This is a genomic window from Gemella sp. GH3 (genome assembly GCF_013415425.1).
Lineage (GTDB): Bacteria > Bacillota > Bacilli > Staphylococcales > Gemellaceae > Gemelliphila.
Genome location: NZ_JACBYC010000100.1, coordinates 1 through 25004, shown reverse-complemented (window position 1 = coordinate 25004; position 25004 = coordinate 1). Strand labels below are relative to the sequence as shown.

Sequence of the window (25004 nt, the reverse complement as noted above, 5' to 3'; positions counted from 1 at the left end):
ACTAAAAGATTCATCAATAAGACTACAATTACAATGATAAGTGCCCTATGTCTGTTCGGAAAAATAAATCATCACTTTCTATTTTTTGTATTTCATTATATACTTTTTGTCTTGCTTCTATTAAATTTTTTCCACTTGCACAGACCAATAAAACACGCCCACCATTTATAGTAATATTATTATTTACTTTTTTTGTTCCCATATGAAATACAGGAACTGATAATTTATCTAATCCTTTGATTACTCCACCTTTTGGGCTTTCCTCTGGGTAACCTTTTGCTGCCATTACTACTCCTATAATAGTATCATTATTCCATTTTAGTTCTATTTCTTTTCCGTCTATTATATTAGTAGCTATATCATACAAACTGCTTTCTAACTTCAGTAATATTACTTCGCTCTCAGGATCTCCAAAGCGAACATTAAACTCTATCGTTTTTACTCCATCACTACACTTCATAAGACCTGCATAAAGTATTCCATAAAATGGCATACCCTCTTCACTCATAGCATTAACTATTGGCTGAACTACTTGTTCAACACCTTGATTTATATCTTCTCTAGTTATTTTTCTTAATGGTAAATAAGCTCCCATACCTCCCGTATTTAAACCTTTATCATTGTCAAATGAACGCTTATGATCTTGTGCAATTTCCATAGGATAAACTTTTTTATCTGACACAAAACACATTAATGAAAATTCTTCTCCTTGAAGAAACTCCTCAATTACTACACTAGTACCAGATTCATTAAATTTACAATTACACATCATTTCTCTAAGTTCATGCTGTGCTTCTTCCATACTGTAAGATATAATTACACCTTTACCTGCTGCTAATCCATCTGCTTTTAATACTACTGGCATATTTTGTTTTGATAAATAATTTTTTGCCTCTTCATAATTATTAAAGCTTCTATATTTTGCTGTAGGTATATTATATTTTTCCATCATCATTTTAGAAAATACTTTACTACCCTCTAATTGTGCTGCTTTTTTACTTGGCCCAAATGCTTTTATATTTTTTTCTTTTAATTTATCAATTAAACCATTTACTAGCGGAGTTTCTGGCCCAACAAAAACTAAGTCTATTTCATTTTCTAATGCATAGTTTGGTATTTTATCTTCTTCTAAATATACACAAACTCCAAATTCCTCTACTGCTGGATTTATACCAATCATGTAGATATCATGACCTTCTTTATAAAATTTATAAGCTATAGCGTGCTCTCTTCCACCACAGCCTACTACTAGGACCTTACTCATTAGTGTTTAAAGTGACGAATTTCACTAAACATCATCGCCACACCTTTCTCATTACAAGCATTAATACTCTCTTCGTCTCTTATAGATCCTCCGGGTTGTACTATTGCTGATATTTTATATTTTGCTGCAAGATCTACACTATCACGCATTGGGAAGAAAGCATCTGAAGCTAACACAGCACCTTTAGCTTTATCTCCTGCTTGTTCAAGAGCAATTTTACAAGATCCAACACGATTCATTTGTCCTGCGCCTATTCCTAATGTTTGTTTGTTTTTCACAACAACTATTGCATTAGACTTAACATGTTTTACAATTTTTAATCCAAACTCCAAATCTTCTATTTCTTCATCAGTAGCTTTTTTATCAGTAACTGTAACATAGTTATTAGTTAATTTATCGTTAAAATCTTGAACTAATATTCCACCACGAACACTTTTAATTTGTATTTCTTTATTTTTATTTTTTTTACCTAGTTTATAAATACGAAGATTTTTTTTCTGAGTTAATATTTGTAATGCATCATCATCATAATCATTTGCTAATATAATTTCTAAAAATATACTATTCATTTTTTCTGCTGTTTTTTTATCTATTTTCCCATTTATTGCAACTATTCCTCCAAAAATAGAAACTGGATCCGCTTCGTAAGCACGAGTATACGCATCAAAAACATCGTTTCCTATAGCTACACCACAAGGATTAGTGTGTTTTACTGCAACACATACAGTTTCATCAAATTCAGATAAAATATCTAATGCAGCAGAAGCATCTTGAATATTATTATAAGACATATCTTTACCATGCAATTTAACTGCATTTTGAATTGCATAACTTTCATTATTATCACTTACATAATGGTATGCTTTTTGATGTGGGTTTTCTCCATACCTTAATGTATTTTCTAATTTATATGATAAAGTTAATTTTTCTGGAATTAAATTATCTTTTTTATTAAAATAGTTTGAAATAGCAGCATCATAACTAGCTGTTGTGCTAAATGCCTTTATAGCTAATTTTCTACGAGTTGCTAACGTAATTTCTCCATTTGATAACTCATCTAAAATTAAGGAATAGTCTTTAATATCTGTAACAACTACTACATCATTGAAATTTTTGGCTGCACTTCTTAGCATACTTGGTCCACCAATATCAATGTTTTCAATAATTTCTTCTTCACTTACATTATCTTTTTTAATCGTTTCTTCAAAAGGATAAAGATTAACACACACTAGATCAATATAATCAATATTATTATCTTTAATATGTTTATTATGTAATTCATTTTTTCTTTTAGAAAGTAATCCCCCATGTATTTTAGGATGAAGAGTTTTAACTCTACCTTCTAAAATTTCTGGAAAATTAGTAATATCTTCAATGCTTATACAATTTACACCATTATTTTTTAAATAATTAAAAGTTCCTCCTGTACTTATAATCTCAAAATTTTGATTTTCTAAACCTTTCGCAAATTCTATAATATCTGTTTTATCACTTACACTTATTAAAGCTCTTTTTTTCATAATTCCTCCTTTATTAATTTTAAAATAACGTATGGATAAAGTTCATGCTCTATTTTATGAATTTTTTCTGTTACATACTCTAATGTATCGCTTTGAGATACCTCAATAGATTTTTGTGCTATTATATCTCCTCCATCTACTTCTTCATTTACGTAGTGTATACTAACTCCTATCTCTTTTTCATTTGCGTTATACGCTTTTTCTATAGCATTTTTTCCTTTATATTTTGGAAGCAAAGAAGGATGAATATTAATAATAGTATTTTTATAATTTTCTAAAAAATACGGAGAAATTATTCTCATATATCCTGCTAAGAAGATATAATCTAAATTGTGTACTTTTTTCAAAATTTCTCTTTCGTAATCTTCTTTACTATCAAAATCTTTAGACGAAAAAACATAAGTGGGAATATTCCTAATTTCTGCTTTCTGTATTACTGGAGCATCTTTGTTATCACAAACTAGAATTTCAATTTTTATTTTATCTTTTAAATCTTTATTATCAGCAATTTTTTCAAAGTTGCTTCCTTCCCCTGATGCAAATATAGCTACTCTTTTTTTCATAATATCTCTATTTCTCCACTATTTGTTACTTCACCCAGTACGAAAGCGTTGTTCAACAATGATAAAGCTTCTTCAACATCTTTTTTATCAACTATAAGAACTAGTCCTACCCCCATATTGAAGATATTATACATATCTTTTTCGTCTATATTTCCTTTTTCCTGAAGATAATGAAATATCTTAGGAACTTTATAAGAATTTTTATTTATTTTCATACCTAAACCTTTGTCTAAACATCTAGGTAGATTTTCATAAAATCCCCCTCCTGTTATATGAGAAATACCAGCTACTTTTATTTTTTCTAAAACTATTAATACTTCTTTAGCATAAATTTTAGTAGGTGTTAATAGGACTTCTCCCACTGTACTATCTTCAAATTTTTCATATAGACTAATATTATTATCTTTTAAAATTTTTCTGATTAATGAAAATCCGTTAGAGTGTACACCGCTAGAAGGTAGACCTATAGCAATTTGTCCTGCTTTTGTGTTTATAGGATTTAGTAATAATTCTTTTTCTTGAGCACCTACACAAAATCCTGCAATATCGTATTCTCCATCTTCATAAAAACCAGCCATTTCTGCTGTCTCTCCACCTACAATAGCACATCCTGCTTGAACACAACCTTCGGCTACTCCCGATACTATTTCTTCTATCTGTTTAGGATAATTTTTTCCTACTGCCAAATAATCCAAGAAAAATAACGGAATTGCTCCTTGAGCTAAAATATCATTTACACACATTGCTACTACATCAATACCTATTGTATTATGAATATTCAATTCAAATGCAAGCTTCAATTTAGTACCAACTCCATCAGTCCCACTTACTAATACTGGATTCTTAAATTTATAAGCTCCTAAATCAAAACACCCACCAAAACTTCCGATAGTAGAAAGCATTCCTAAATTCTTTGTTCGTGCAACATGTTTTTTTATAAGCTCTACTGAGTCATATCCAGCCTTTAGGCTAACTCCACTTTCTTCATATTTTTTACTCATTATTTCTACCCCTTTCTTTCAAAAATTCTTTTTGAATTTCTGTCATAGAGTTTATATAAGATTCTCTATAATCATATAATCCTGCGGAATAGTCTCCATTAAAACAATCCATACATAATCCTTTATACTCAGTATCATAATCTAATCCTATAGATTCTATTAGACCGTCCTCACTCAAAAATCCTAAAGAATCTGCACCAATTATTTTACAAACTTCTTCTGTAGTTTTATTAGCAGAAATTAATTCTTCTGTAGTTGAAATATCTATCCCGTAAAAACTCGGGAATATTAATGGAGGTGCAGCTATTCTTACGTGAACTTCTCTTGCCCCTGCTTCTTTAAGAAGTTGAACAATCCTTTTACAAGTAGTCCCTCTAACAATAGAGTCATCAACTAAAACAATACTTTTTCCATTTACTACACCTTTTACAGCAGACAGTTTCATTCTTACTCCTTGTTCACGTAATTCTTGTGTAGGTTGAATAAATGTCCTTGCTATATACTGATTTTTAATAAGACCCATTTCATAGGGAAGTCCACTTTCTTCTGCATAGCCACTTGCAGCTGATAACGATGAATTTGGAACTCCTATTACCATATCTGCATGTGGCGCAGGGTGTTCATTTGCTAGTCTTTTACCTGTTTTTTTGCGAACTGTATGGACATTCACTCCAGCTATATTTGAATCAGGTCTTGAAAAATATACGTATTCCATAGCTGCAATAGAAACCTTAGTATCTTCTGTATATTTTTCTATACGAATTCCTTCATCATTAATAATTACTAATTCCCCTGCTCCAACATTACAAACAAATTCTGCACCTACTACATCAATTGCACAAGTTTCACTAGCTGCTACATATGCTCCATTTTTCATTTTTCCGATTGCTAATGGTCGCAAGCAGTTTGGATCAACAGCTCCATAAAGGGTTTCTTTAGTAAGTAATAAATAAGTAAAACCACCTTTAATTATTTTCAAACTTTCTTTTAACTTTTCCTTAAAAGTTGATTTTTTACTTCTACGAATTAGATGAATTAGTACCTCTGTATCAGAAGAGGAATGAAAAATTGCCCCATCTTCTTCTAGCTCTTTTCGTAATGATTTTGCATTAATTAAATTTCCATTGTGGCAAATTCCAACACTCATATCATAAAAATGAAACAAAAATGGTTGAATGTTCTGTATACAATTGCTACCAGAAGTAGCATATCTAACATGTCCTATAGCTGCAGTACCAACTAAACTCTCCAGTTTTGCATTATCACGAAATACTTCTGATACTAACCCTAAATCTCTATAACCTCGTAATTTTTTACAATCAGTTGAAACTATACCCGCTCCCTCTTGACCACGATGTTGCAAACTATGTAATCCGAAATATGTAATATTACTAGCTGATTCATGCCCCCAAATTCCAAATACTCCACATTCTTCATTAAGACTTCGCATTTTTCAATCTCCTTAAAACTTCTTCATAAGCTTCCATTACAGAACCTAAATCTCTTCTAAATCTATCTTTATCTAATTTTTCATTAGTATTTACATCCCACAAGCGACATGTATCAGGAGAAATTTCATCTGCTAAAATAACTTTTCCACTTTTTGTTTTTCCAAATTCGATTTTGAAGTCTACTAATATTAAATTTGATTTTAAATATAATTTTTGAAGTAGATTATTAATAATTAATGCTTGTTTTTTTATAATATTGAGTTCTTCTTCTGTAACTATTCCTAGCGCCACTGCATGATCATCATTAATTAACGGATCATTTAATTCATCATTTTTATAACTAAGCTCAAACACTGGCTTTATTAATTTTGTTCCTTCTTCTAAACCATATTTTTTAGCCATTGAACCTGCAACAATATTTCTTACTATTACTTCTAATGGAATAATCTTTACATGTTTACAAAGCTGATCTGTTTCATTTATTTTCTTTATAAAATGTGTTTCAACTCCTTCTCTTTCTAAATATTCAAAAATTAAAGAAGTTATATTATTATTAAAACTACCTTTAAAATCAAACTCCTCTTTTTTCTCGCCATTAAATGCTGTTGCACTATTTTTGTAATGCACATAAATTTCATCCTTATTTTCACATTCAAAAAGTTGTTTTGCTTTTCCTTCGTATAATAGTTTCATTTATTTTTCCCCTTTAAAATAATTAACACCATTTTTAAATATATCTTGTTTTATATTTAATGTATTTGTTTTATACAAATTTTCTCCAAATCTTTCGCTATGCCCCATTTTACCGAGAATCAGTCCATCTTCACTTATTAATCCCTCTGTTGCCAACAATGAACCGTTAGGATTAAATTTTCCATTAAGTGTTGCATTCCCATTGAAATCACAGTATTGAAAAGCTATTAAATGTCTAAATTTTTCTATATTAATCCCTACTACCTTTCCTTCTCCATGACTAAATACAACTTCATGCTTATCCCCAATATTAAAGTCTTGTAACCAAGGTGAATTTGTATTTGCTACACGAGTAAATGCAGTAGTTGAAATATGCTCATAGCTATCATTTCTGTATAAGGTTACATCATCTGTTGTTAAATCTTGTATTTTCCCATATGGAAGTAATCCTGATTTTAGAAGTGCTTGGAATCCATTGCAAATTCCTAAAATTAATTTTTTCTGTGATAAATGGCTATGAATTGCATTTTTAACTTTGTCATTTTTCAAAAAATTAACTATATATTTAGCACTACCATCTGGCTCATCACCACTTGAAAATCCTCCAGGGAACATAATAATATGGGCTTTTTCTACTTCACTAACAAATTCATTTATAGATTTCTCAATATCATTGTTCTTAGTATTTTTTATAACTACTGTTGTTGGAGTTGCCCCTGCTTCTATAAATGCTTTTTCACTATCGTATTCACAATTTGTTCCTGGAAATACTGGAATAACAACTTTAACATCTTCTACAAATTCAGGATAGTACCTTTTCTCTTCATTTTCTGTATGTACATTTTCCACATTACCTTTATCTTCATTTTGATACATTGGATAAATGTCATTTAATGTAGTTGTATATGCGTCGTAAATATCCTTGTTAGTAAATACTTCATTATTTATAATAATTCTATCGCTAACTTTACCTAATTTCTCAAATGGTAATTCTTGCGTTGCTTCTACTACTATAGAAGCTGGATCAAAGTTTAAAATATCTTCTTTCTCAACTTCAAACCCTAATCCACTACCTAATGACATTTTCACTAAAGAGGAAGCTAAACTACCTTCTTCTTGAACATATGCTGAAACTATTTTTCTTTCTTTAATGTATTTATGTACTAACTCATAATTTTCTAATGTTTTTGCGATATTAGGATAACCTTTTTTATCTTTAATAACCGGGATGTAATACAAGATATTGCCTATATTTTTTAGTTCTGGTGTAATTACATCACTTATTTTTACTGGTGAACAAGTAAAAGAAATTAATGTTTCAACAACATTTAAATCATTAAATGTTCCCGACATACTATCTTTTCCTCCAATACTAGGTCTACCTATTTCTTTTTGTGCATAAATACTTCCTAATAAACTCTGTGTAACTTTTCCCCATTTTTTACTATCTTTTCCAAGTTTTTCGAAGTATTCTTGGAATGAAAAATACAGACTTTCTTTACTTCCTCCTACTGCATAAACTTTAGCTACTGATTCTAAAACAGCATATATAGAAGATAAAAATGGAGAATAACATGAAATTTTAGGAATAAATCCATAAGTTAGTATTGTTGCCGTATCACTTGTTGAATGAAGTGTAGGTAACGCCTGTACACTTGCTTGCACTGGTGTAAGTTTGTTTTTTCCAGCGAAAGGCATAAGTACTGTAGTAGTACCAATTGAAGAATCAAATTTTGAAACCAATCCTTTTTGGCAAGTAACATTTAATTCTCCTAATTCTCCTAATAAACTTTTTCTACTGAATATTTTATTTTTAAATGGATTTTCTAAACTATTGTCGTTTAAACTAGCTACTGCATGTTGTTTTACTCCACTAGTTTCTAAAAAATCAGCACTCATATCTACTACTTTTTCACCGTAATAATACATTTCTAATCGTCTTTTATTAGTTATTGTTGCTACATGAGCGTATTCAATATTTTCTTTTTCACATTCACAAATAAATTTTTTATAATCATCTTTGTCTATTACTACTGCCATTCTTTCTTGTGATTCACTTATAGCTAACTCTGTTGCATTTAACCCTTTATATTTTGTTAAAATTTTATCTAAATGAATCTCAATACCATCAGACAACTCCCCAATAGCAACACACACTCCACCTGCTCCAAAATCATTACATTTTTTTATAAGTTTCGTGACTTTTGCATTTCTAAATAATCTTTGCAGCTTTCTTTCTTCTGGTGCATTTCCTTTTTGAACTTGACTCGACATAGTTTCTAAAGACGAATCGGTATGTTCAATACTAGATCCGCTTGCCCCTTGTATTCCATCTCGTCCAGTACGTCCCCCAATCATAACAACAATATCTCCAGATTTTAAACTTTCTCGTTTATAATTGTCCTCTCTAACTGCTCCTACTACCGCTCCTACTTCCATATGCTTAGCAACGTAACTATCATCATATATTTCTTTTACAAAAGTTGTTGAAATTCCTATCTGATTTCCATATGATGAATTACCATGAGCAGTACCTTTAGATATATCTACCTGTGGTAATTTATGAGCTAAAGTATCTTCACGTTTTTGTAGAATATTACCACTTCCCGAAATACGCATAGCTTGATAGACGTAGCTTCTTCCTGATAAAGGATCTCTTATAGCTCCCCCTATACACGTACTAGCTCCTCCAAAAGGTTCTATTTCACTAGGATGATTGTGTGTTTCATTTTTAAACTGAATTAACCAGCGTTCTTCTTTTCCTTTATTTTTTATTGTAGTGAAAAACGAAGAAGCATTAATTTCTTCACTAACTTCAATATTTTGATCATTCAATATTCTGACATGATATTTCCCTATTATACTTGCCATATCCATTAATGTAATTGGCTTGTCAGATTGACCTAAATCTTCTCTAATTTTTAAATAATAATCAAAAGCATCTTGCATTTCTTTCTTAAATAATTGTGATTCTATATTAATCTCATCAAGAATTGTTTCAAATGTAGTATGTCTACAGTGATCACTCCAATAACAGTCAAGAACATGAATTTCAGTTTCAGTAGGATTTCTATTTTCTGTCTTAAAATAATCTTGAATAAATTTTAAATCTTCTAAGTTCATCGCTAAAGAAAATTCTACTTTTAATTTTTCCAATTCTTCAATCGAATATTCCAAAAAGCCACTTAAATCTCTTAACGACTTAGGATTAGAGTCTAAAGAAAATTCTAAAATATCTAGATTTTTCTTTCTAGCTTCTATAGGATTAACTAAGTAATTTTCTACTAATTTCATCTGCTTGTCAGTTAACTTTTTATTAAAAGTAATCAGCTTTCCACTTCTTACACTAGCATTGCTGTTCATATTCAACAATTTAAGACACTGAGTAGCACTATCAGCTCTTTGATCATATTGAGCTGGAAGTACTTCGTAAGCGAAATATTTCCCATCTTCTAACTCAATATTTTCAAAAACTTCATCTGTTACAACTTCAGAAAAAACAGACTTTTTAGATAACCTATAAGTTTTTTCATCAATATTATAAATATCATATATCACATAAATATTTATAAATTCTAGTCCTAAATTATACTCTGCATTTAAAATATTTTTAAGTTGTAATTCTTCTTGATTATATCCTTCTCTTTTTTTTACAAAAATTCTTTTTTTATTCATCATTTTCTCCTAAATATACATCTCCATAAAAGTTAATATGTCCAATTTTCCTATTTTGTTTTGCTTCTTTTTCATACAAATGCAAATACCCTTGTTTTTCGGTAATTAAGTTTTTGAAATAATGTTCATCTTGACCTAATATATTGTAAAGTGTTGTTTCTCTGTTTATAATATTCCCTACTCTCAATCCACAAATTGCTTCAATATGTGCTCTAAATTGACTCTTATTCGCAGATTGCATAGTAATATGTCCTGAATTATGAACTCTTGGTGCAATTTCATTAAAAATAACTTTCCCATTGCTTATAAAAAATTCAACTGTAATTACTCCATAATAATCTATATTATTTAAAATTCTTTTTGTATACTCTACTGCTAAATTTTCTTGTTCTTCGGTGGCTGAAGTTGGTATTTTAGAACGATATAGAATATTATTTCTATGCTCATTCTCGACAACTGCTACTATTTGAATATCAAATTTATCTTTAGATGCTATAACAGAAATTTCCTTATCTAAAGAAACAATTTCCTCCAAAATAGTATATTGTTCTATTTCCTCTTTCTTATTAATTATTTTTTGACCTTTTCCATCATATCCAAATCTTAGAGTTTTCATAAGATAAGGTTGCTCAATGCAAATATTAGTATTCTTTTCTATATGTATGTAATTTACAGTTGGGATATCTAAAGTCTTAGCAAATTCTTTTTCTAAATATCTATGTTGCGTAATTTTTAAAAGCTTAGAGCTTTGAACCAAGTTATATTTCTCTTCTAATATAGCTAATACCTTAGCATCAATATTTTCAAATTCAAATGTTACAACATCACTTAATCTACACAACTCTTCAATTTTTTCAAAATTATCAAAATCTGCATTAATAAATTTATCACTAAAAATTTTCGCACAACAATCATAATTAGGATCTAAAATGATAATCTTATAGCCCATTTCTTTGGCACTCATAGCAAGCATACGTCCGAGTTGTCCACCACCAATAATTCCAATTGTACTTCCTGGTAAAACTGTTTTCATCATAATTTCATTTCTTCCAATACTATTCTTTCTTGCTCTTTTTTAAACTCTGCATATTTTTCTGAGTATTCTTCATTCATAATTCCTAAAATTGATAATGCACTTATGGCTGCATTTCTAGCTCCAGATATTCCAATAGCCATTGTTAAAACAGGTACTCCCGCTGGCATCTGAACTATCGAATACAAAGAATCAACACCACTTAAAACACTAGATTTTATTGGCACTCCTATTACAGGAAGAGTGGTCATTGAAGCAACCATCCCAGGTAAATGTGCTGCTCCACCTGCAGCTGCAATTATTAAAGAATAACCATTTGATTTAGCATTCTTAGCAAATTCAACTAATAAATCTGGTGTCCTATGTGCACTAACAACTTTTTTATCATAAGAAATTCCAAATTTATCCAACAAATTGCAAGTTTCTTCCATTGTAGTATAATCCGATTTTGATCCCATAATAACTGCTATTTTCATTAAATTAACTCCTTTTTTATTATAAAGTTCGTTTAAAGTACAAAATATTACAAAAAACTAAAAATAACGTACGTTTATATTTAGATTATACTCCTTTATTAAAATCAAATCAAGAGATAATCCAATAAAAATCGAATTTTATATTAAAAATAAATTATTTTATCTTTATAAACTGAACTTTAAAACCGTTTTTATAAATTTTTTTATTATTAAATTATAAAAACACAAACATTATCGAATAGTACTAGATATCCTAACTAACATATTAAAACTAAATAATTAATTTTAAATAAAATAAAAGTATAACTCTTTTGAAATTTTCTTTCTTGAAATAAAAAAAGACAACCTCTTTCGGTTGTCTTTTAAATTTATATATTTAATAATATACTAATTTATATCACGCTATTTATAATTTTATGATTAAAATTCTTCATCTTCAGGATTAATTTTGTATTTAGACACTATCCCCTCATCATTTAATTCATAATAATCATCTTCTGAATCGTCACCTTCTTCATCTTCAAGTAGCTCATCTACATCATCAGTAACGTCCTCTTCATCTTCTAATAGTTTGATTTCCTCTTCATCTTCTAATTCAAACTTATGAATACTTGGCTCTACAAAATTCATAAAGTCCTCTACTGATAAACTATCTTTTAATGTCCAACTTCCATCTTCAACACATACAAAACGCCCATCTAAATTCAAATCTGTATAAAAATATGACATTTGAATTTCAAATTCTTCCTCTGGTAAATTAAGTTGAGGCTTTATATAATCAATAAAATCATATACATTTAGATTTGTTATATTATTATCAACCATATATTGATAACAACGATCTACTATTGATAAACTATTTTGTCTTAATTCTGTCATTTATATATCTCCTAGTTACATTTTTTCTGGTGCACTAACTCCAACTAATTCAAGTGCATTTTTTATTGTAATTTTTACTGCTGTTATTAATGCTAAATAACTTTCTGTTTGTTCTTTGTTTTCTGATATTACCTTATTATTACCATAAAATTTATGGAACGCTGATGCTAAACTTTGAACATAATTACAAATTCTATGTGGTTCATAATGTTTAGCAGCTTGAGCTACAACTTCTGGAAAATAAGCTAAAGCTTTTAATATCTCTACACTGTATTCATCTGTCAATAAGTTATTATCGTAGACTTTATTATTATATTTATTACTGTCCACTTGGCGTAAAATAGAGCATATTCTAGCATGAGCATATTGTACATAATAAAGTGGATTATCACTAGACTGTTCTTTTGCTAATGAAAAGTCAAAATCTAAATGTGTATCAGCACTTCTCATAGCTAAGAAATAACGTGCAGCGTCTGTCCCTACTTCATCTATTAAATCTCTTAGAGTTATAGATTTTCCTGTTCTCTTACTCATTTTAACTTCTTGACCATTTTCTAAAAGACGAACTAACTGCATAATAAGTACTTCTAATTTACTAGCACTGTATCCTAAAGCATTAACAGCTGCCTTTAGACGCGGAACATATCCGTGATGATCTGCACCAAATAAATTAATTAACTTATCATAACCACGATCTAATTTATCTTTATGATATGCTATATCAGGTGTAAAATAAGTGTAACTACCATCAGCCTTAATAAGAACACGATCTTTGTCATCTCCAGTACCTAAGTCTGTTGTTCTTAACCAAGTAGCACCATCTAACTCATATATATGATTCAAATTCTTCAATGTTTCTAAAGTATCTATTATTTTTCCACTATTATATAAAGACGTTTCACTAAAGAAATTATCAAATTCTACTCTAAAATCTGCCAAATCTCTTTTTAATTTTTCTAATTGATACTTTACTGAATATTCACGTAAAAATGACATATAATCTTCTTGAGATTTATCCAAAAGACTATTCCCATATTCTGCAGCAAGAACTTCTCCTAATCTTATTATATCTTTTCCGTTATATCCATCTTCTGGCATAGCTATATCAAATCCTAGCGCTTGTTTATAACGTGCATCTGCTGATAGAGTAAGATTATTAATTTGATTTCCTGCATCATTAACATAAAATTCTCTTGTAACTTCATATCCTGATTTCTTCATTATTCTTACTAATGAATCTGCAACAGCTCCATTTCTAGCATGTCCAACGTGCAAATCACCCGTAGGATTAGCAGAGACATATTCTAATAAAACTTTTTCGCCATTACCTGTATTATTTTCCCCAAATTTGTCTCCTAACTCAAAAATCTTATCTAATATATTACCTAAACTAGCTTTTTTTACATAAAAATTAATAAATCCTGGTCCTGCAATCTCTACTTTTTCTACAAAATCATTTTGCTCAATATTATTAACTATTTCTTCGGCAATAATTTTAGGATTTTTTCTTAGAATTCTTGTTAATTGCATAGCAATATTAGTAGAAAAATCCCCATTATCTGAATTTTTAGGTGTTTCTACATAAATATTTACTACTTCATCTGTAACTTTAGCTACCGATTGTTCAAGTAACTCTATTACTTTAGCTTTCATTTTCTTCTCCTTTAAGAATTAATATTTATTAGTATTTGCAATTTATTTTCTTGGCTATCAAATTTTGAAAAATATAATTTATAAATTATTTCAAACCTTACAAAGTTATTACGCTCCAATTTTTCTACATTCAAAAGCTTTGTTTCCAAATTAATAACTCCGTAATCAGTTCCATAAACAGACAAACTTTTAGCACCAGAAATATCCATACTATTTCCTTCTTTTATTATACTAACATTATCTTTATTTTTGTCAATAACTATTTTATATTTTTTTTTATTTTTATCTGTATATTCTAATATATATTTTTTATCACATTCTATATATATACCATCATACTTTTCTGATAATAATTTCTTATTATCAACGTAAGTGATTATCTTTATATTCATTACTCGGCTACCTCTTCTAATTTTTCTTCAATTTCTAGCCATTTATTATTAAGATTAGTTAGTTCTTCATTTATTGATTGCAATTCTTCATTATAATATTTAGTTTTCTCAAAATCAGTATACACTTCTTCTTTTATTAACTCTTCATTTATTTGCTTAACATTTGTCTCTAAGTTATCTATTAGCTCAACAATACTATCTCTTTCTCTTTCTAGCTTACGTATTAATTTTCTATCTTCTTTACTAATAATGTAATTATTGACTTTAGACTTATTGTTAGATTTATCTTCTTTTTCCAAAGATGCCAAAATTTTCTCTTGCTCTTTCTTTTCAAAATAATAATCATAATTTCCTAGGTAAATATTAAAATCATTATCTTTTATTTCTAGAACTTTATTAGCAATTTTATTAATAAAATATCTATCGTGGCTCACAAATACTAACGTACCTTCATAATGTTCTAAAGCTTCTTCTAAAACTTGTTTACTCGCTATATCTAAGTGGTTTGTAGGCTCATCTAATACTAAAAGATTATTCTCTTCAAGCATAAGTTTTGCTAATTGTAGTCTGGCTTTTTCACCCCCAGAAAGATCTCTAACAATTTTTAAAACATCTTCTCCTGTAAATAAGAATCTTCCCAAAATCATTCTAATTTCAGATTCTTTCATTGTAGGATAATTATCCCACAATTCATTCAAAATAGTTTTAACAGATTCAAATTCTGCTTGTTTTTGATCGTAATAACCTAAAGATACTTTACTTCCATAATAAATATCTCCACTCAATGCAGGTTGTTTTTTAGCTATAGTTTTAATCAAAGTAGATTTTCCTATACCATTTTCTCCAATAATTGCTATTCTATCTCTTTTATAAACATCAAAGTTATACGTTGTACCAACATTACTATTATTATATCCTACACTTAAATTATTAACACGAAGAACATCACGTCCACTTTGCTCTTTAATATTAAATTCTATATTAGCTGTTTTATTATCTTTTTTGGGATTATCTATTCTTTCAATTTTGTCTAAAATTTTTTGTCTACTTTTTGCCCTACCACTAGTTGATGATCTAGCAATATTCTTTTGAACAAATTCCTCTAATTTTTTTATATCTTTTTGTTGACTAATATAATCTTTTAACTGTTTCTCATAATCTTCTTCATATTGCTTAATAAATTTACTGTAATTACCTACATATTTTTTCACCCGACCAAATTCAACATTATAAATAGTATTAGCTATCTTATCTATAAAATAACGATCATGACTAACTATAACTACAGCACCAGAATAAGAATTCAAATAACTTTCTAACCAGGAAACATTTTTCATATCAAGGTGGTTAGTAGGTTCATCAAGAATAAGAACATCTGGCTCACTTAATAAAAGCTTAGCCATAGAAAGTCTAGTTTTCTCACCACCAGAAAAATTACTTACACTTTTATAGAAATCAGCTTCCGAAAAGTTAAGACCAAACAAAACACTTTTTATTTTACTTTTATAGTGATAATCCTTGTGCATCAATACTTGATTTTGTAATTTATCGTATCTATTCAATAAAGTAGAATCTTTGTTTATATTTTCTTCAGTTAGTTGTAATGACATACTAGTAAGTTCTTCTTCCAATTTAATAATATCATCAAAACAACTCATCATCTCATCCCAAACTTTTTTATCTTCTTTAACAATAAATTCTTGAGATAAGTATCCTATAGTTGTATTTTTAGAAACTGTTCGTACCCCTGAATCATAACTATCAATACCTGCAATAATTTTTAATAAAGTAGATTTCCCTGCGCCATTGCGACCAACTATGGCAATTTTATCATTATTATTTATTTCTAATTTTACATTAGAAAAAACTTCTGTAACAACAAAGTATTTACTTATATTATTAAGTTGAATTAACATAGCTTCTCCTTTCCTTATTATTTTTTTTATAACCATAGTATTATATCAAAAATAGTAGGAATTTTCTAGCATTTGAGGAAATAATAAAAAAGATATTAGGCATATGCACAATATCTTTACACATAAATATTTCCATTTTTATCTGATTGCTTAGTTAATCCTATTATAGCTTCTATTAGAGCTATAAAAGCGGGGATAAATGTAAAACATAATACAAGATACAAAATACAAAATACCTAAACCTATTTTCCCTGCATAAAACTTATGAGCTCCTATACCTCCTAGAAGAAAAGCTAATAAAACATATGATACTTTATTTACCGCTTTTCCTGTATTATTGGTATTTTCTATTTTATTAACATATATTTTAGAATCTGACTTAAATCCTTCCACCTCATCATCTTCTTTGGGAATAAAATCTAAGCTAGGAGTATCAATCTCTAGTATTTCTCCATTATCTAATCCTATTGTTGTAGTAGTTACATTAACCTTTAATATTTTTGCCATAATAATCCTCTCAAATAAAAAATAATTATTATATATATTGTCAAGCTATATCTGAAGAATTTTATAAAATAAAAAGAAGACATAGTCCAAAGACTATATCTCCTTTTTTATTTGGATACAAAAAAAGACAACCTTTCGGTTGCCTTTGACTTTTTATTATCCAGTATACAACCTTAAACAACTTTATGTTGTTTTGTTGATATACCTTATGTTTTTCGCTTTATATTAGGTTTTATATCAATAGTAAAATATTTTTTGCTATGTACAATATATCAACGTATATATTGTACACCCCTTTTTTATTAAATATTATTTATATTAATTAACGTTTTACGTTATAGAATACGTTTAATCCTGCGTAAACTTGTGTAGCATCTAATTCGTCTGCTATACGTAATAATTGGTTGTATTTAGCAATACGATCTGTACGGCTAAGTGAACCTGTTTTGATTTGTCCAGCATTAGTTGCTACTGCTATATCAGCGATTGTTGAATCTTCTGTTTCTCCTGAACGGTGAGAAATTACCGCAGTATAACGAGCACGTTTAGCCATTTCAATAGCTTCTAATGTTTCAGTTAATGTACCGATTTGGTTAACTTTAATTAAGATTGAGTTACCAACTCCACGTTCGATTCCTTGAGATAATTTAGTAGTATTTGTAACAAATAAGTCATCCCCTACTAATTGAACTCTATCACCGATACGTTTAGTTAATAATTCCCATCCGTCCCAATCATTTTCATCCATACCATCTTCTATAGTTAATATTGGATATTTATTTACTAATTGCTCTAAGTAGTCTACTTGCTCAGCTGAAGTACGTTTTGCTCCACCTTCACCTTCAAATTTAGAATAATCATAAACTCCGTCAACATAAAATTCTGAAGAAGCACAGTCAAATCCTAAGAATACATCTTTACCTGGTTCTAAACCTACAGCTTTAATTGCTTCTAAAATAGTTTCAACTGCATCTTCTGTTCCTTCGAATTTAGGTGCAAATCCACCTTCATCTCCAACTGCTGTAGCTAGTCCACGTGATTTTAAAATTTTAGCTAAGTTGTGGAATATTTCTGCTCCCCAACGTAATGCTTCTTTGAATGATGGTGCTCCTACTGGTAAAATCATAAACTCTTGGAATGCTATTGGAGCATCAGAGTGTGATCCACCATTTACAATATTCATCATTGGAACTGGTAACTCTTTAGAGTTAACCCCACCTAAATAACGATATAAAGGTACTCCTAATGAATCTGCTGCTGCATGTGCAACTGCTAAAGATACACCTAAAATTGCATTAGCTCCTAAACGTCCTTTATTTTCTGTACCATCTAATTCAATCATAGCACGGTCAATTGCTACTTGTTCGAATACATCAAATTTACCTTCTAATAATGGTGCAATTTCTTCATTTACATTAGCTACTGCTTTAGAAACTCCTTTACCTAAGTAACGATCTTTATCTCCATCACGTAACTCTACTGCTTCGTATTGTCCAGTTGAAGCTCCTGATGGTACTAATGCACGACCAAATGCTCCTGTTTCTGTTGTAACTTCTACTTCTACAGTTGGATTACCACGTGAATCCAATACTTCTCTTGCATATACTTCTGAAATAATATCGAAAGTTTTTTGTAACATTTAAGTTCTCCTTTTAAATAATTTATTTTATTTCAAACCTTCTAATAAGGCTACAAATGAATCTGGTTGTAATGATGCTCCTCCTACTAAAGCACCATCTACATCTGGACAAGCCATATAATCTTTAATATTTTCTGGTTTAACTGATCCTCCGTATTGTACACGTACTTTATCAGCTACTTCTTGCCCAAAATCTCTAGCTATAACATCACGAACAGCTTTACACATCTTTTGTGCGTCGTCTTGAGTAGCAGATTTCCCTGTACCTATAGCCCAAATTGGCTCATAAGCTATAACAGAAATTTCTACTTGTTCTGCTGTTAATCCGTTTAATGCTTTTGATACTTGATTAGATACTACCTCTACTGCTTGTCCTTTTTCATATTGCTCAAGAGTTTCTCCACAACAAATTATCGGTAACATTTCATTACGGAATATTGCATGTGCTTTTTTATTAATATCTTCATCTGTTTCATGGAAATAGTCACGTCTTTCTGAATGTCCTATAATTACATAGTCCACACCTAAAGCAGCTAAAGATTTAGGAGAAGTTTCTCCTGTAAATGCTCCTTCATCTTCAAAATAACAGTTTTGCGCAGCCGTTTTTAGAACACTTCCTGTACTAAAATGCTTTACACCATTTAATAATAAAGCTGGCGCTCCTATCACTGAATCAACTACATCTTCTGAAGGTAATCTATCCTTAACAGCGTTAACGAATTCAATAGCTTCTGCTACTGTTTTATTCATTTTCCAATTTCCTGCAATAATTGGCTTTCTCACGAAAAAACCTCCTTTTATTTATTTGATAATGAATCTATACCTGGTAATACTTTTCCTTCTAAATATTCTAAAGAAGCTCCACCACCAGTAGAAATATGTGAAAACTTATCAGCATATCCTAATTGAATAGCTGCAGTAGCACTATCTCCGCCACCAATAATAGTAGTAGCATCTGATAAATTAGCTATAGCTTCACAAACACCTATAGTTCCTTTGGCAAAATTTGGCATTTCAAACACACCCATAGGTCCGTTCCAAATAACTGTTTTTGCGTCTTGTAATACTTCCTTAAATAATTCTACAGAAGCTGGTCCAATATCAAGTCCCTCTTCATCAGCTTGTATATCATTAGTAGCTACACGGCTAGGTGCATCGTTAGAAAACTCTTTAGCTACTACTGTATCAACAGGAAGTACTATTTTATCTCCTGCTTTATCTAAAAGTTCACGAGCATAATCTACTTTATCATTTTCACAAAGTGATTTACCTATCTCTTTACCTTGTGCCTTAAGGAATGTATAAGCCATTCCACCACCGATAATAACTTTATCTGCTTTTGATAATAAGTTTTCAATAACTGCTATTTTATCAGAAACTTTTGCTCCTCCTAAGATAGCTACTAATGGTCTAACAGGATTGTCTAAAGCTTCTCCAATAAATTTAATTTCTTTTTCAATTAAAAATCCATAAGCTGAATTACCTTCTCCTATGTTCGAAGCTATTCCTTTATTAGAAGCATGTGCACGGTGTGCAGTTCCAAAAGCATCATTAACGAATACATCTCCTAATGAAGCCCAGTACTTACCTAAATCTTCATCATTTTTAGATTCTTTCTTTCCATCAACATCTTCAAAACGTGTATTTTCAAACATTAAAATTTCTCCATTTTGAAGATTTTTTATAGATTCTTCTAATTTTTCACCACGTGTTTCAGATACAAAAGTTACATTTTTTCCTAATACTTCTGATAATCTCTTAGCAACTGGTGCTACAGTTTTAGATTCTTTATCCGCTTCTTCTTTTACACGACCTAAATGAGTAAAAGCTACAACTTTTGCTCCTTGCTCTAAAGCATAGTTTATTGTAGGAACAGCTGCAGTTATACGATTATCGTTAGTAATAGCTCCATCTTTCAAAGGAACATTAAAATCAACACGCATCAAAACTGTTTTTCCTTGTAAGTTTCCTAAATCTTTTATAGATTTTTTCATAGAAAGCTCCTTTTATTTTTTTATATAATACAAAGAGGGTCGGGGAAAGATATATTACCCCTAACCTCCAACATATTTTTCTCTAAAATTAATTATTTAATTAATCCTGCAAAGTATTTTAATGTTCTTACTAATTGTGCAGTGTAAGACATTTCGTTATCATACCATGATACAACTTTTACTAATTGTTTATCTCCTACTGTAAGAACTTTTGTTTGAGTTGCATCAAATAATGAACCATATTCAATTCCTACGATATCAGAAGATACTATTTCATCAGTGTTATATCCGAATGATTCAGTAGCTGCAGCTTTCATTGCTTCGTTTACTTCTTCAGCTGTTACGTTTTTCTCTAATACTGCTACTAACTCAGTAATTGATCCAGTAGCTACAGGAACACGTTGTGCTGCTCCATCTAATTTACCATTTAATTCTGGAATTACTAAACCTATTGCTTTTGCTGCTCCAGTAGTATTTGGAACGATATTTTCTGCTGCTGCACGTCCACGACGTAAATCTCCTCCACGGTGAGGTGCATCTAGTGTGTTTTGATCTCCAGTGTAAGCATGGATTGTTGTCATAAGTCCTTCAACAACTCCAAAATTATCGTTTAATGCTTTAGCCATTGGCGCTAAACAGTTTGTTGTACAAGAAGCACCTGAAATTACCGTTTCAGTTCCGTCTAAAGTTTCGTGGTTTACATTGTAAACGATAGTTTTAATATCATTACCACCTGGTGCAGAAATAACTACTTTTTTAGCTCCTGCTTGAATGTGTGCTTCTGCTTTTTCTTTAGAAGTAAAGAATCCTGTACATTCTAATACTACGTCTACTCCTAGTTCTCCCCATGGAAGTTCAGTAGGATTAGCGTTAGCAAATGCTTTTACTTCTTTTCCATTTACAACGATAACTCCTTCACCTTCTGAAGCTTCACCTTTGAAACGTCCTTGAGTTGTATCATATTTTAATAAATGTACTAATTGTTTAACTGGAGTTAAGTCATTGATAGCAACAACTTCAATTCCTTCTACTTCTTGAATTCTTCTAAATGCTAATCTTCCGATACGTCCAAAACCATTAATTGCAACTTTTACTGTCATATTAGTAAATCCTCCTAAAATAATATTTAATTTTGTATGACTTTGTTTATGATTTTTTTACAAATTGATTCATCAATAATAAGTGTAGTGTTGGCTGGATTACTGTTTAAATAACTATAAACTGCATCTGCCTTACATTCTCCTCCTACTATTGTGAAGATATTTGCCACTTTTAATACATCTTCATTATTCATACCTATAGTTTTTGTAGCATATACTAAATTACCTTCATTATCAAAATAACTTCCAAACGCTTCACTCTTTGCTCCACTTTCTCGTAATTTATTTATTAAATTATCGGTAAGTTTTCTTCTACTAGCCATTTCAAAAGCATCACCTATACTATGAATAATTATTGATGTTTTGTCGATAATATCTAAAGCGTACTTTACAATAGGTTCCTTTATTAATTCATCTAGAGTACTACTCTCAATATTATCTGGTGCGTGTAATAGCTGATAATTGTGATTAGAATTTTCTGCCATTCTTGTAGCTATATCATTTGATTGATATCCAGTATTAGAAATAGTCAAAGCTCCTCTAATAGGTGTTATTACTATATTCTTATCATACCCGAAAGTTTTATCAACTTTACTTGCTACATATTGCATAGTACTACCACCACTAACTCCTATAACACACTCTTTAGTTAGTATACCATTTATTTTATCAAAAAGTAATTGCACCATTTCTTGACGCGTAACTTCACTTTTTGTAAAATCTCCTTTAATAACATATACTTCCTTTATCCCAAAATGTTCTCGAATTGTTTTTCTACACGTACAAACGGATCTTCTAAGAACAACTCCTTAACATCTTCTAAAAAAGTTTCTCCCTCTGAAGTAACTGTCATTCCCGTGGTATTTTTTGATATTAGTCCTAGTTTATGCAGAACTTCACATTCTGTTCTTAATTGACGTTCTGTCATACCTATAACATCTATAAGAGATTTTCTCCCTACGGGTTGATTTATCTTTATAGACAATAACAACTCATATCTCTTATTGAATTTTTCGAACAAATCTGGGACAAGTTTACTTTGCATATGCAATAATTGTAAAATATCCATTTCTTCGCTCCTATACTTTGAAATCAATCTTGGACGACTCTCGTCCCTCTCGGACATTTTAAGTCCATTTAAGGATAAAAAAATTTGCCAAGATTAAACTTCCACTTGTAATTATAACATTTGAATATTTAAAAATCAAGATATAAATCAAAGGAAATTAATTTTCTGGCAAATTACTTCAAAATAGATAACAACTCAATAATAATTATAAAATAAAGGACATATATCATTTCTTTTTCTTTATAATTCAACGGTAAATTTTCATAAACATATTGAGATGGATAATTTTGTTCAATTTCTTTTTCTAAAGAAAGCAATACTGCTTTTTGAGGTGTATAACGTTCTATTAAATTTTCTAATTCTTTGTGATTATAAGATGAAATTTTTTTTGACTTTGTTTTCAATACATTATCTGCATATAAAATATTTTCTATTATTTCAAAAACCGAGCAAAAAACATAACTATCTTTATTATCATTATCTATAAGTAATTTAATATTATCTATAACTTTTACCGGAATAGTGTTTCCTAATCTAGTATATATAGATAATAAATCTTTACTTTTATTATTTACTACTTTTTTATTTTCTTTATTATTTAAGACAACATACTTATCTTCTATTTCAATTATATTCTCTTTATTAAAATCAATAAATTTATTATCTAATTTTAGTTTTTCTTCTGTTAATAATTGATCTAGTCTACTAAAAGGCTTCTTAAATTTATTATCATCTAAAAGATAAAAACCTCTATATCCTTTATGAAACTTGAATTTCATTATTATATCTCTCCTTCAAAAGTACTCACTATATACTATCATAACTAATTTTATTTTACAATACTTTATAATACTTATAATTTAAAATAAAATAAGCTCTGTAAAAATTACAGAGCTATAATCTAAAAGAGGGAAATCTTTAGATTTTATTTTATTATCGAAATTAATAATTAAAATTTACGTTTTCTAGCCGCTTCTGATTTTTTCTTACGGCGTACACTTGGTTTTTCGTAAAACTCACGTTTACGTACTTCTTGAATAGTACCATTTTTAGAAACGGCACGTTTAAAACGACGTAATGCATCTTCTAGAGTTTCGTTTTTACGAACTACAGTTTTTGACATTGGATTTCCCTCCCTCCGAACTTTAAAATCTAAAATTAAGTATAATATTATATTAATACCATATTGTTGAATTTACTATGCAATTCACTCTAAGATTATATTATATTTTCTATAATGTGTCAACTCTAATATAGTAAATTTATTTTGCCTCTATCCATTTTTTAATTTCATCTAAAAAATTTAAATATGCTGACTTGTTTTGATAACTAGGTATCTCTGCCAAAAATACTTGCTTAGGTAGAATACTTTGATTTTTCTTAGTTGCTAGAACTATAACTTTTTGATTATCTTTGTTTTTAAACATGTTTTCTGGTAGCATAATAAATGCATTTAAATTAATATCTTTCTCTAAAAATTTCTTAATTTGTTCATCAATATTCATTATTTCTTTTGGCATCACTAGAACTGCAACTCCATTATCTTTAATATAACTAGTAGCTTGTTCTAAAAATAATAAAGCATTCAAACTATATCCTTCTTGACTACAAAGTTTATAATTCAAACTATTCTCTTCATCAGCATAATATCCATAAGGAATATCACTAATAACAACGTCTTGCTTAGCTACATTAATATCCTTTAGAGCATCTTGATTTATAATATTAATTTCTTTTTCTAATAAATTAAAAATATTTTGTTGTAATTTAGCATAATTATAATCAACATCTACAGATGTGAATTTACTCTTCTTAGAAATTTGCTCGCTAAGAGAAATAAGAATATTTCCGCTTCCACTAGCTAAATCCAAAACACTTATATCTTCTTTATTTTCAAAAATTATATCTACTATGTTAGATATATAAACACCTATTATTTCAGGAGTAATGTTATAATTAATATCTTTTAATTCTTGCAATGCTTTTAACACTAAAAATTGGTACACTTTTTTTATTTCTTCTTTTGTATAATTATCCACTATATCAAAATATTCTCTATCATCTTTTAATTCCAAATAATTTGCTAACCCTTGTAAATAATTACCTTTTTCTTTTGCAATATTAGATAATACTTTATCATCTATCTTATGAAATAAATTTTCTATATAATTTGCTAACC

At 29.3% G+C, this 25004-nt stretch carries 23 protein-coding genes; all 23 read right to left on the bottom strand.

Annotated features, from left to right (window positions below; genetic code table 11):
- Nucleotides 1-28 precede the first annotated feature (28 nt).
- The gene (purD, locus tag HZY83_RS03640) at nucleotides 29-1264 is read right to left on the bottom strand and encodes a phosphoribosylamine--glycine ligase (protein ID WP_179942716.1); all 1236 of its coding nucleotides are present in this window, start codon (nucleotides 1262-1264) and stop codon (nucleotides 29-31) included.
- Entirely contained in the window at nucleotides 1264-2784 is a 1521-nt protein-coding gene (gene purH, locus HZY83_RS03635; protein ID WP_179942715.1) for a bifunctional phosphoribosylaminoimidazolecarboxamide formyltransferase/IMP cyclohydrolase, read from the bottom strand. The genes purD and purH overlap by 1 nt, the downstream gene beginning before the upstream one ends.
- Nucleotides 2781-3347, bottom strand: coding sequence for a phosphoribosylglycinamide formyltransferase (purN, locus tag HZY83_RS03630; protein ID WP_179942714.1), 567 nt, complete (start codon nucleotides 3345-3347; stop codon nucleotides 2781-2783). The genes purH and purN overlap by 4 nt, the downstream gene beginning before the upstream one ends.
- Complete coding sequence (purM, locus tag HZY83_RS03625) at nucleotides 3344-4348, bottom strand: phosphoribosylformylglycinamidine cyclo-ligase (protein ID WP_179942713.1); 1005 nt, start codon at nucleotides 4346-4348, stop codon at nucleotides 3344-3346. The genes purN and purM overlap by 4 nt, the downstream gene beginning before the upstream one ends.
- Nucleotides 4341-5798, bottom strand: coding sequence for an amidophosphoribosyltransferase (gene purF, locus HZY83_RS03620; protein ID WP_179942712.1), 1458 nt, complete (start codon nucleotides 5796-5798; stop codon nucleotides 4341-4343). Before purF ends, purM begins: the two co-directional genes overlap by 8 nt.
- Complete coding sequence (gene purC / locus HZY83_RS03615; RefSeq protein WP_179942711.1) at nucleotides 5785-6492, bottom strand: phosphoribosylaminoimidazolesuccinocarboxamide synthase; 708 nt, start codon at nucleotides 6490-6492, stop codon at nucleotides 5785-5787. Before purC ends, purF begins: the two co-directional genes overlap by 14 nt.
- Nucleotides 6493-10167 (bottom strand): phosphoribosylformylglycinamidine synthase, encoded by a 3675-nt coding sequence (locus HZY83_RS03610; RefSeq protein ID WP_179942710.1) that lies wholly within the window; start codon nucleotides 10165-10167, stop codon nucleotides 6493-6495. It abuts the gene before it with no gap.
- Nucleotides 10160-11203, bottom strand: coding sequence for a 5-(carboxyamino)imidazole ribonucleotide synthase (locus HZY83_RS03605; protein WP_179942709.1), 1044 nt, complete (start codon nucleotides 11201-11203; stop codon nucleotides 10160-10162). The genes HZY83_RS03610 and HZY83_RS03605 overlap by 8 nt, the downstream gene beginning before the upstream one ends.
- Nucleotides 11200-11676 carry a 5-(carboxyamino)imidazole ribonucleotide mutase gene (gene purE, locus HZY83_RS03600; RefSeq protein WP_179942708.1) on the bottom strand — a complete coding sequence of 159 codons (477 nt, stop codon included), beginning with the start codon at nucleotides 11674-11676 and terminating at the stop codon, nucleotides 11200-11202. Before purE ends, HZY83_RS03605 begins: the two co-directional genes overlap by 4 nt.
- Before the next feature lie 420 nt (nucleotides 11677-12096).
- On the bottom strand, nucleotides 12097-12555 hold the full coding sequence (gene rpoE / locus HZY83_RS03595) for a DNA-directed RNA polymerase subunit delta (RefSeq protein ID WP_179942707.1): 459 nt from the start codon (nucleotides 12553-12555) through the stop codon (nucleotides 12097-12099).
- Nucleotides 12556-12570: 15 nt separating this feature from the next.
- On the bottom strand, nucleotides 12571-14208 hold the full coding sequence (argS, locus tag HZY83_RS03590; protein ID WP_179942706.1) for an arginine--tRNA ligase: 1638 nt from the start codon (nucleotides 14206-14208) through the stop codon (nucleotides 12571-12573).
- An 11-nt stretch (nucleotides 14209-14219) separates the two neighbouring features.
- The gene (locus tag HZY83_RS03585; protein ID WP_179942705.1) at nucleotides 14220-14600 is read right to left on the bottom strand and encodes a DUF1934 family protein; all 381 of its coding nucleotides are present in this window, start codon (nucleotides 14598-14600) and stop codon (nucleotides 14220-14222) included.
- On the bottom strand, nucleotides 14600-16516 hold the full coding sequence (locus HZY83_RS03580; RefSeq protein WP_179942704.1) for an ABC-F family ATP-binding cassette domain-containing protein: 1917 nt from the start codon (nucleotides 16514-16516) through the stop codon (nucleotides 14600-14602). Before HZY83_RS03580 ends, HZY83_RS03585 begins: the two co-directional genes overlap by 1 nt.
- Nucleotides 16517-16666: 150 nt before the next feature.
- A complete protein-coding gene (locus HZY83_RS08580) occupies nucleotides 16667-17023 on the bottom strand; it encodes a TM2 domain-containing protein (RefSeq protein ID WP_370520044.1) in 357 nt (118 codons plus the stop codon).
- Between the two features lie 322 nt (nucleotides 17024-17345).
- The gene (eno, locus tag HZY83_RS03570; RefSeq protein WP_179942703.1) at nucleotides 17346-18662 is read right to left on the bottom strand and encodes a phosphopyruvate hydratase; all 1317 of its coding nucleotides are present in this window, start codon (nucleotides 18660-18662) and stop codon (nucleotides 17346-17348) included.
- A gap of 27 nt (nucleotides 18663-18689) precedes the next feature.
- The gene (tpiA, locus tag HZY83_RS03565) at nucleotides 18690-19445 is read right to left on the bottom strand and encodes a triose-phosphate isomerase (protein WP_179942702.1); all 756 of its coding nucleotides are present in this window, start codon (nucleotides 19443-19445) and stop codon (nucleotides 18690-18692) included.
- Nucleotides 19446-19459: 14 nt separating this feature from the next.
- A complete protein-coding gene (locus HZY83_RS03560) occupies nucleotides 19460-20656 on the bottom strand; it encodes a phosphoglycerate kinase (protein WP_179942701.1) in 1197 nt (398 codons plus the stop codon).
- 92 nt (nucleotides 20657-20748) lie between these two features.
- Complete coding sequence (gap, locus tag HZY83_RS03555) at nucleotides 20749-21756, bottom strand: type I glyceraldehyde-3-phosphate dehydrogenase (protein WP_179942700.1); 1008 nt, start codon at nucleotides 21754-21756, stop codon at nucleotides 20749-20751.
- A 26-nt stretch (nucleotides 21757-21782) separates the two neighbouring features.
- Nucleotides 21783-22487, bottom strand: coding sequence for a sugar-binding domain-containing protein (locus HZY83_RS03550; RefSeq protein WP_370520045.1), 705 nt, complete (start codon nucleotides 22485-22487; stop codon nucleotides 21783-21785).
- Between the two features lie 14 nt (nucleotides 22488-22501).
- Nucleotides 22502-22825, bottom strand: coding sequence for a hypothetical protein (locus HZY83_RS08440; protein ID WP_228098453.1), 324 nt, complete (start codon nucleotides 22823-22825; stop codon nucleotides 22502-22504).
- 173 nt (nucleotides 22826-22998) lie between these two features.
- Nucleotides 22999-23604: an exonuclease SbcC gene (locus tag HZY83_RS03545; RefSeq protein ID WP_179942699.1), complete on the bottom strand. Its 606-nt coding sequence runs from the start codon at nucleotides 23602-23604 to the stop codon at nucleotides 22999-23001.
- 170 nt (nucleotides 23605-23774) lie between these two features.
- Nucleotides 23775-23948: a 30S ribosomal protein S21 gene (gene rpsU, locus HZY83_RS03540; protein WP_135156913.1), complete on the bottom strand. Its 174-nt coding sequence runs from the start codon at nucleotides 23946-23948 to the stop codon at nucleotides 23775-23777.
- A gap of 139 nt (nucleotides 23949-24087) precedes the next feature.
- Nucleotides 24088-24990, bottom strand: coding sequence for a class I SAM-dependent methyltransferase (locus HZY83_RS03535; RefSeq protein ID WP_179942731.1), 903 nt, complete (start codon nucleotides 24988-24990; stop codon nucleotides 24088-24090).
- Nucleotides 24991-25004: the final 14 nt, after the last annotated feature.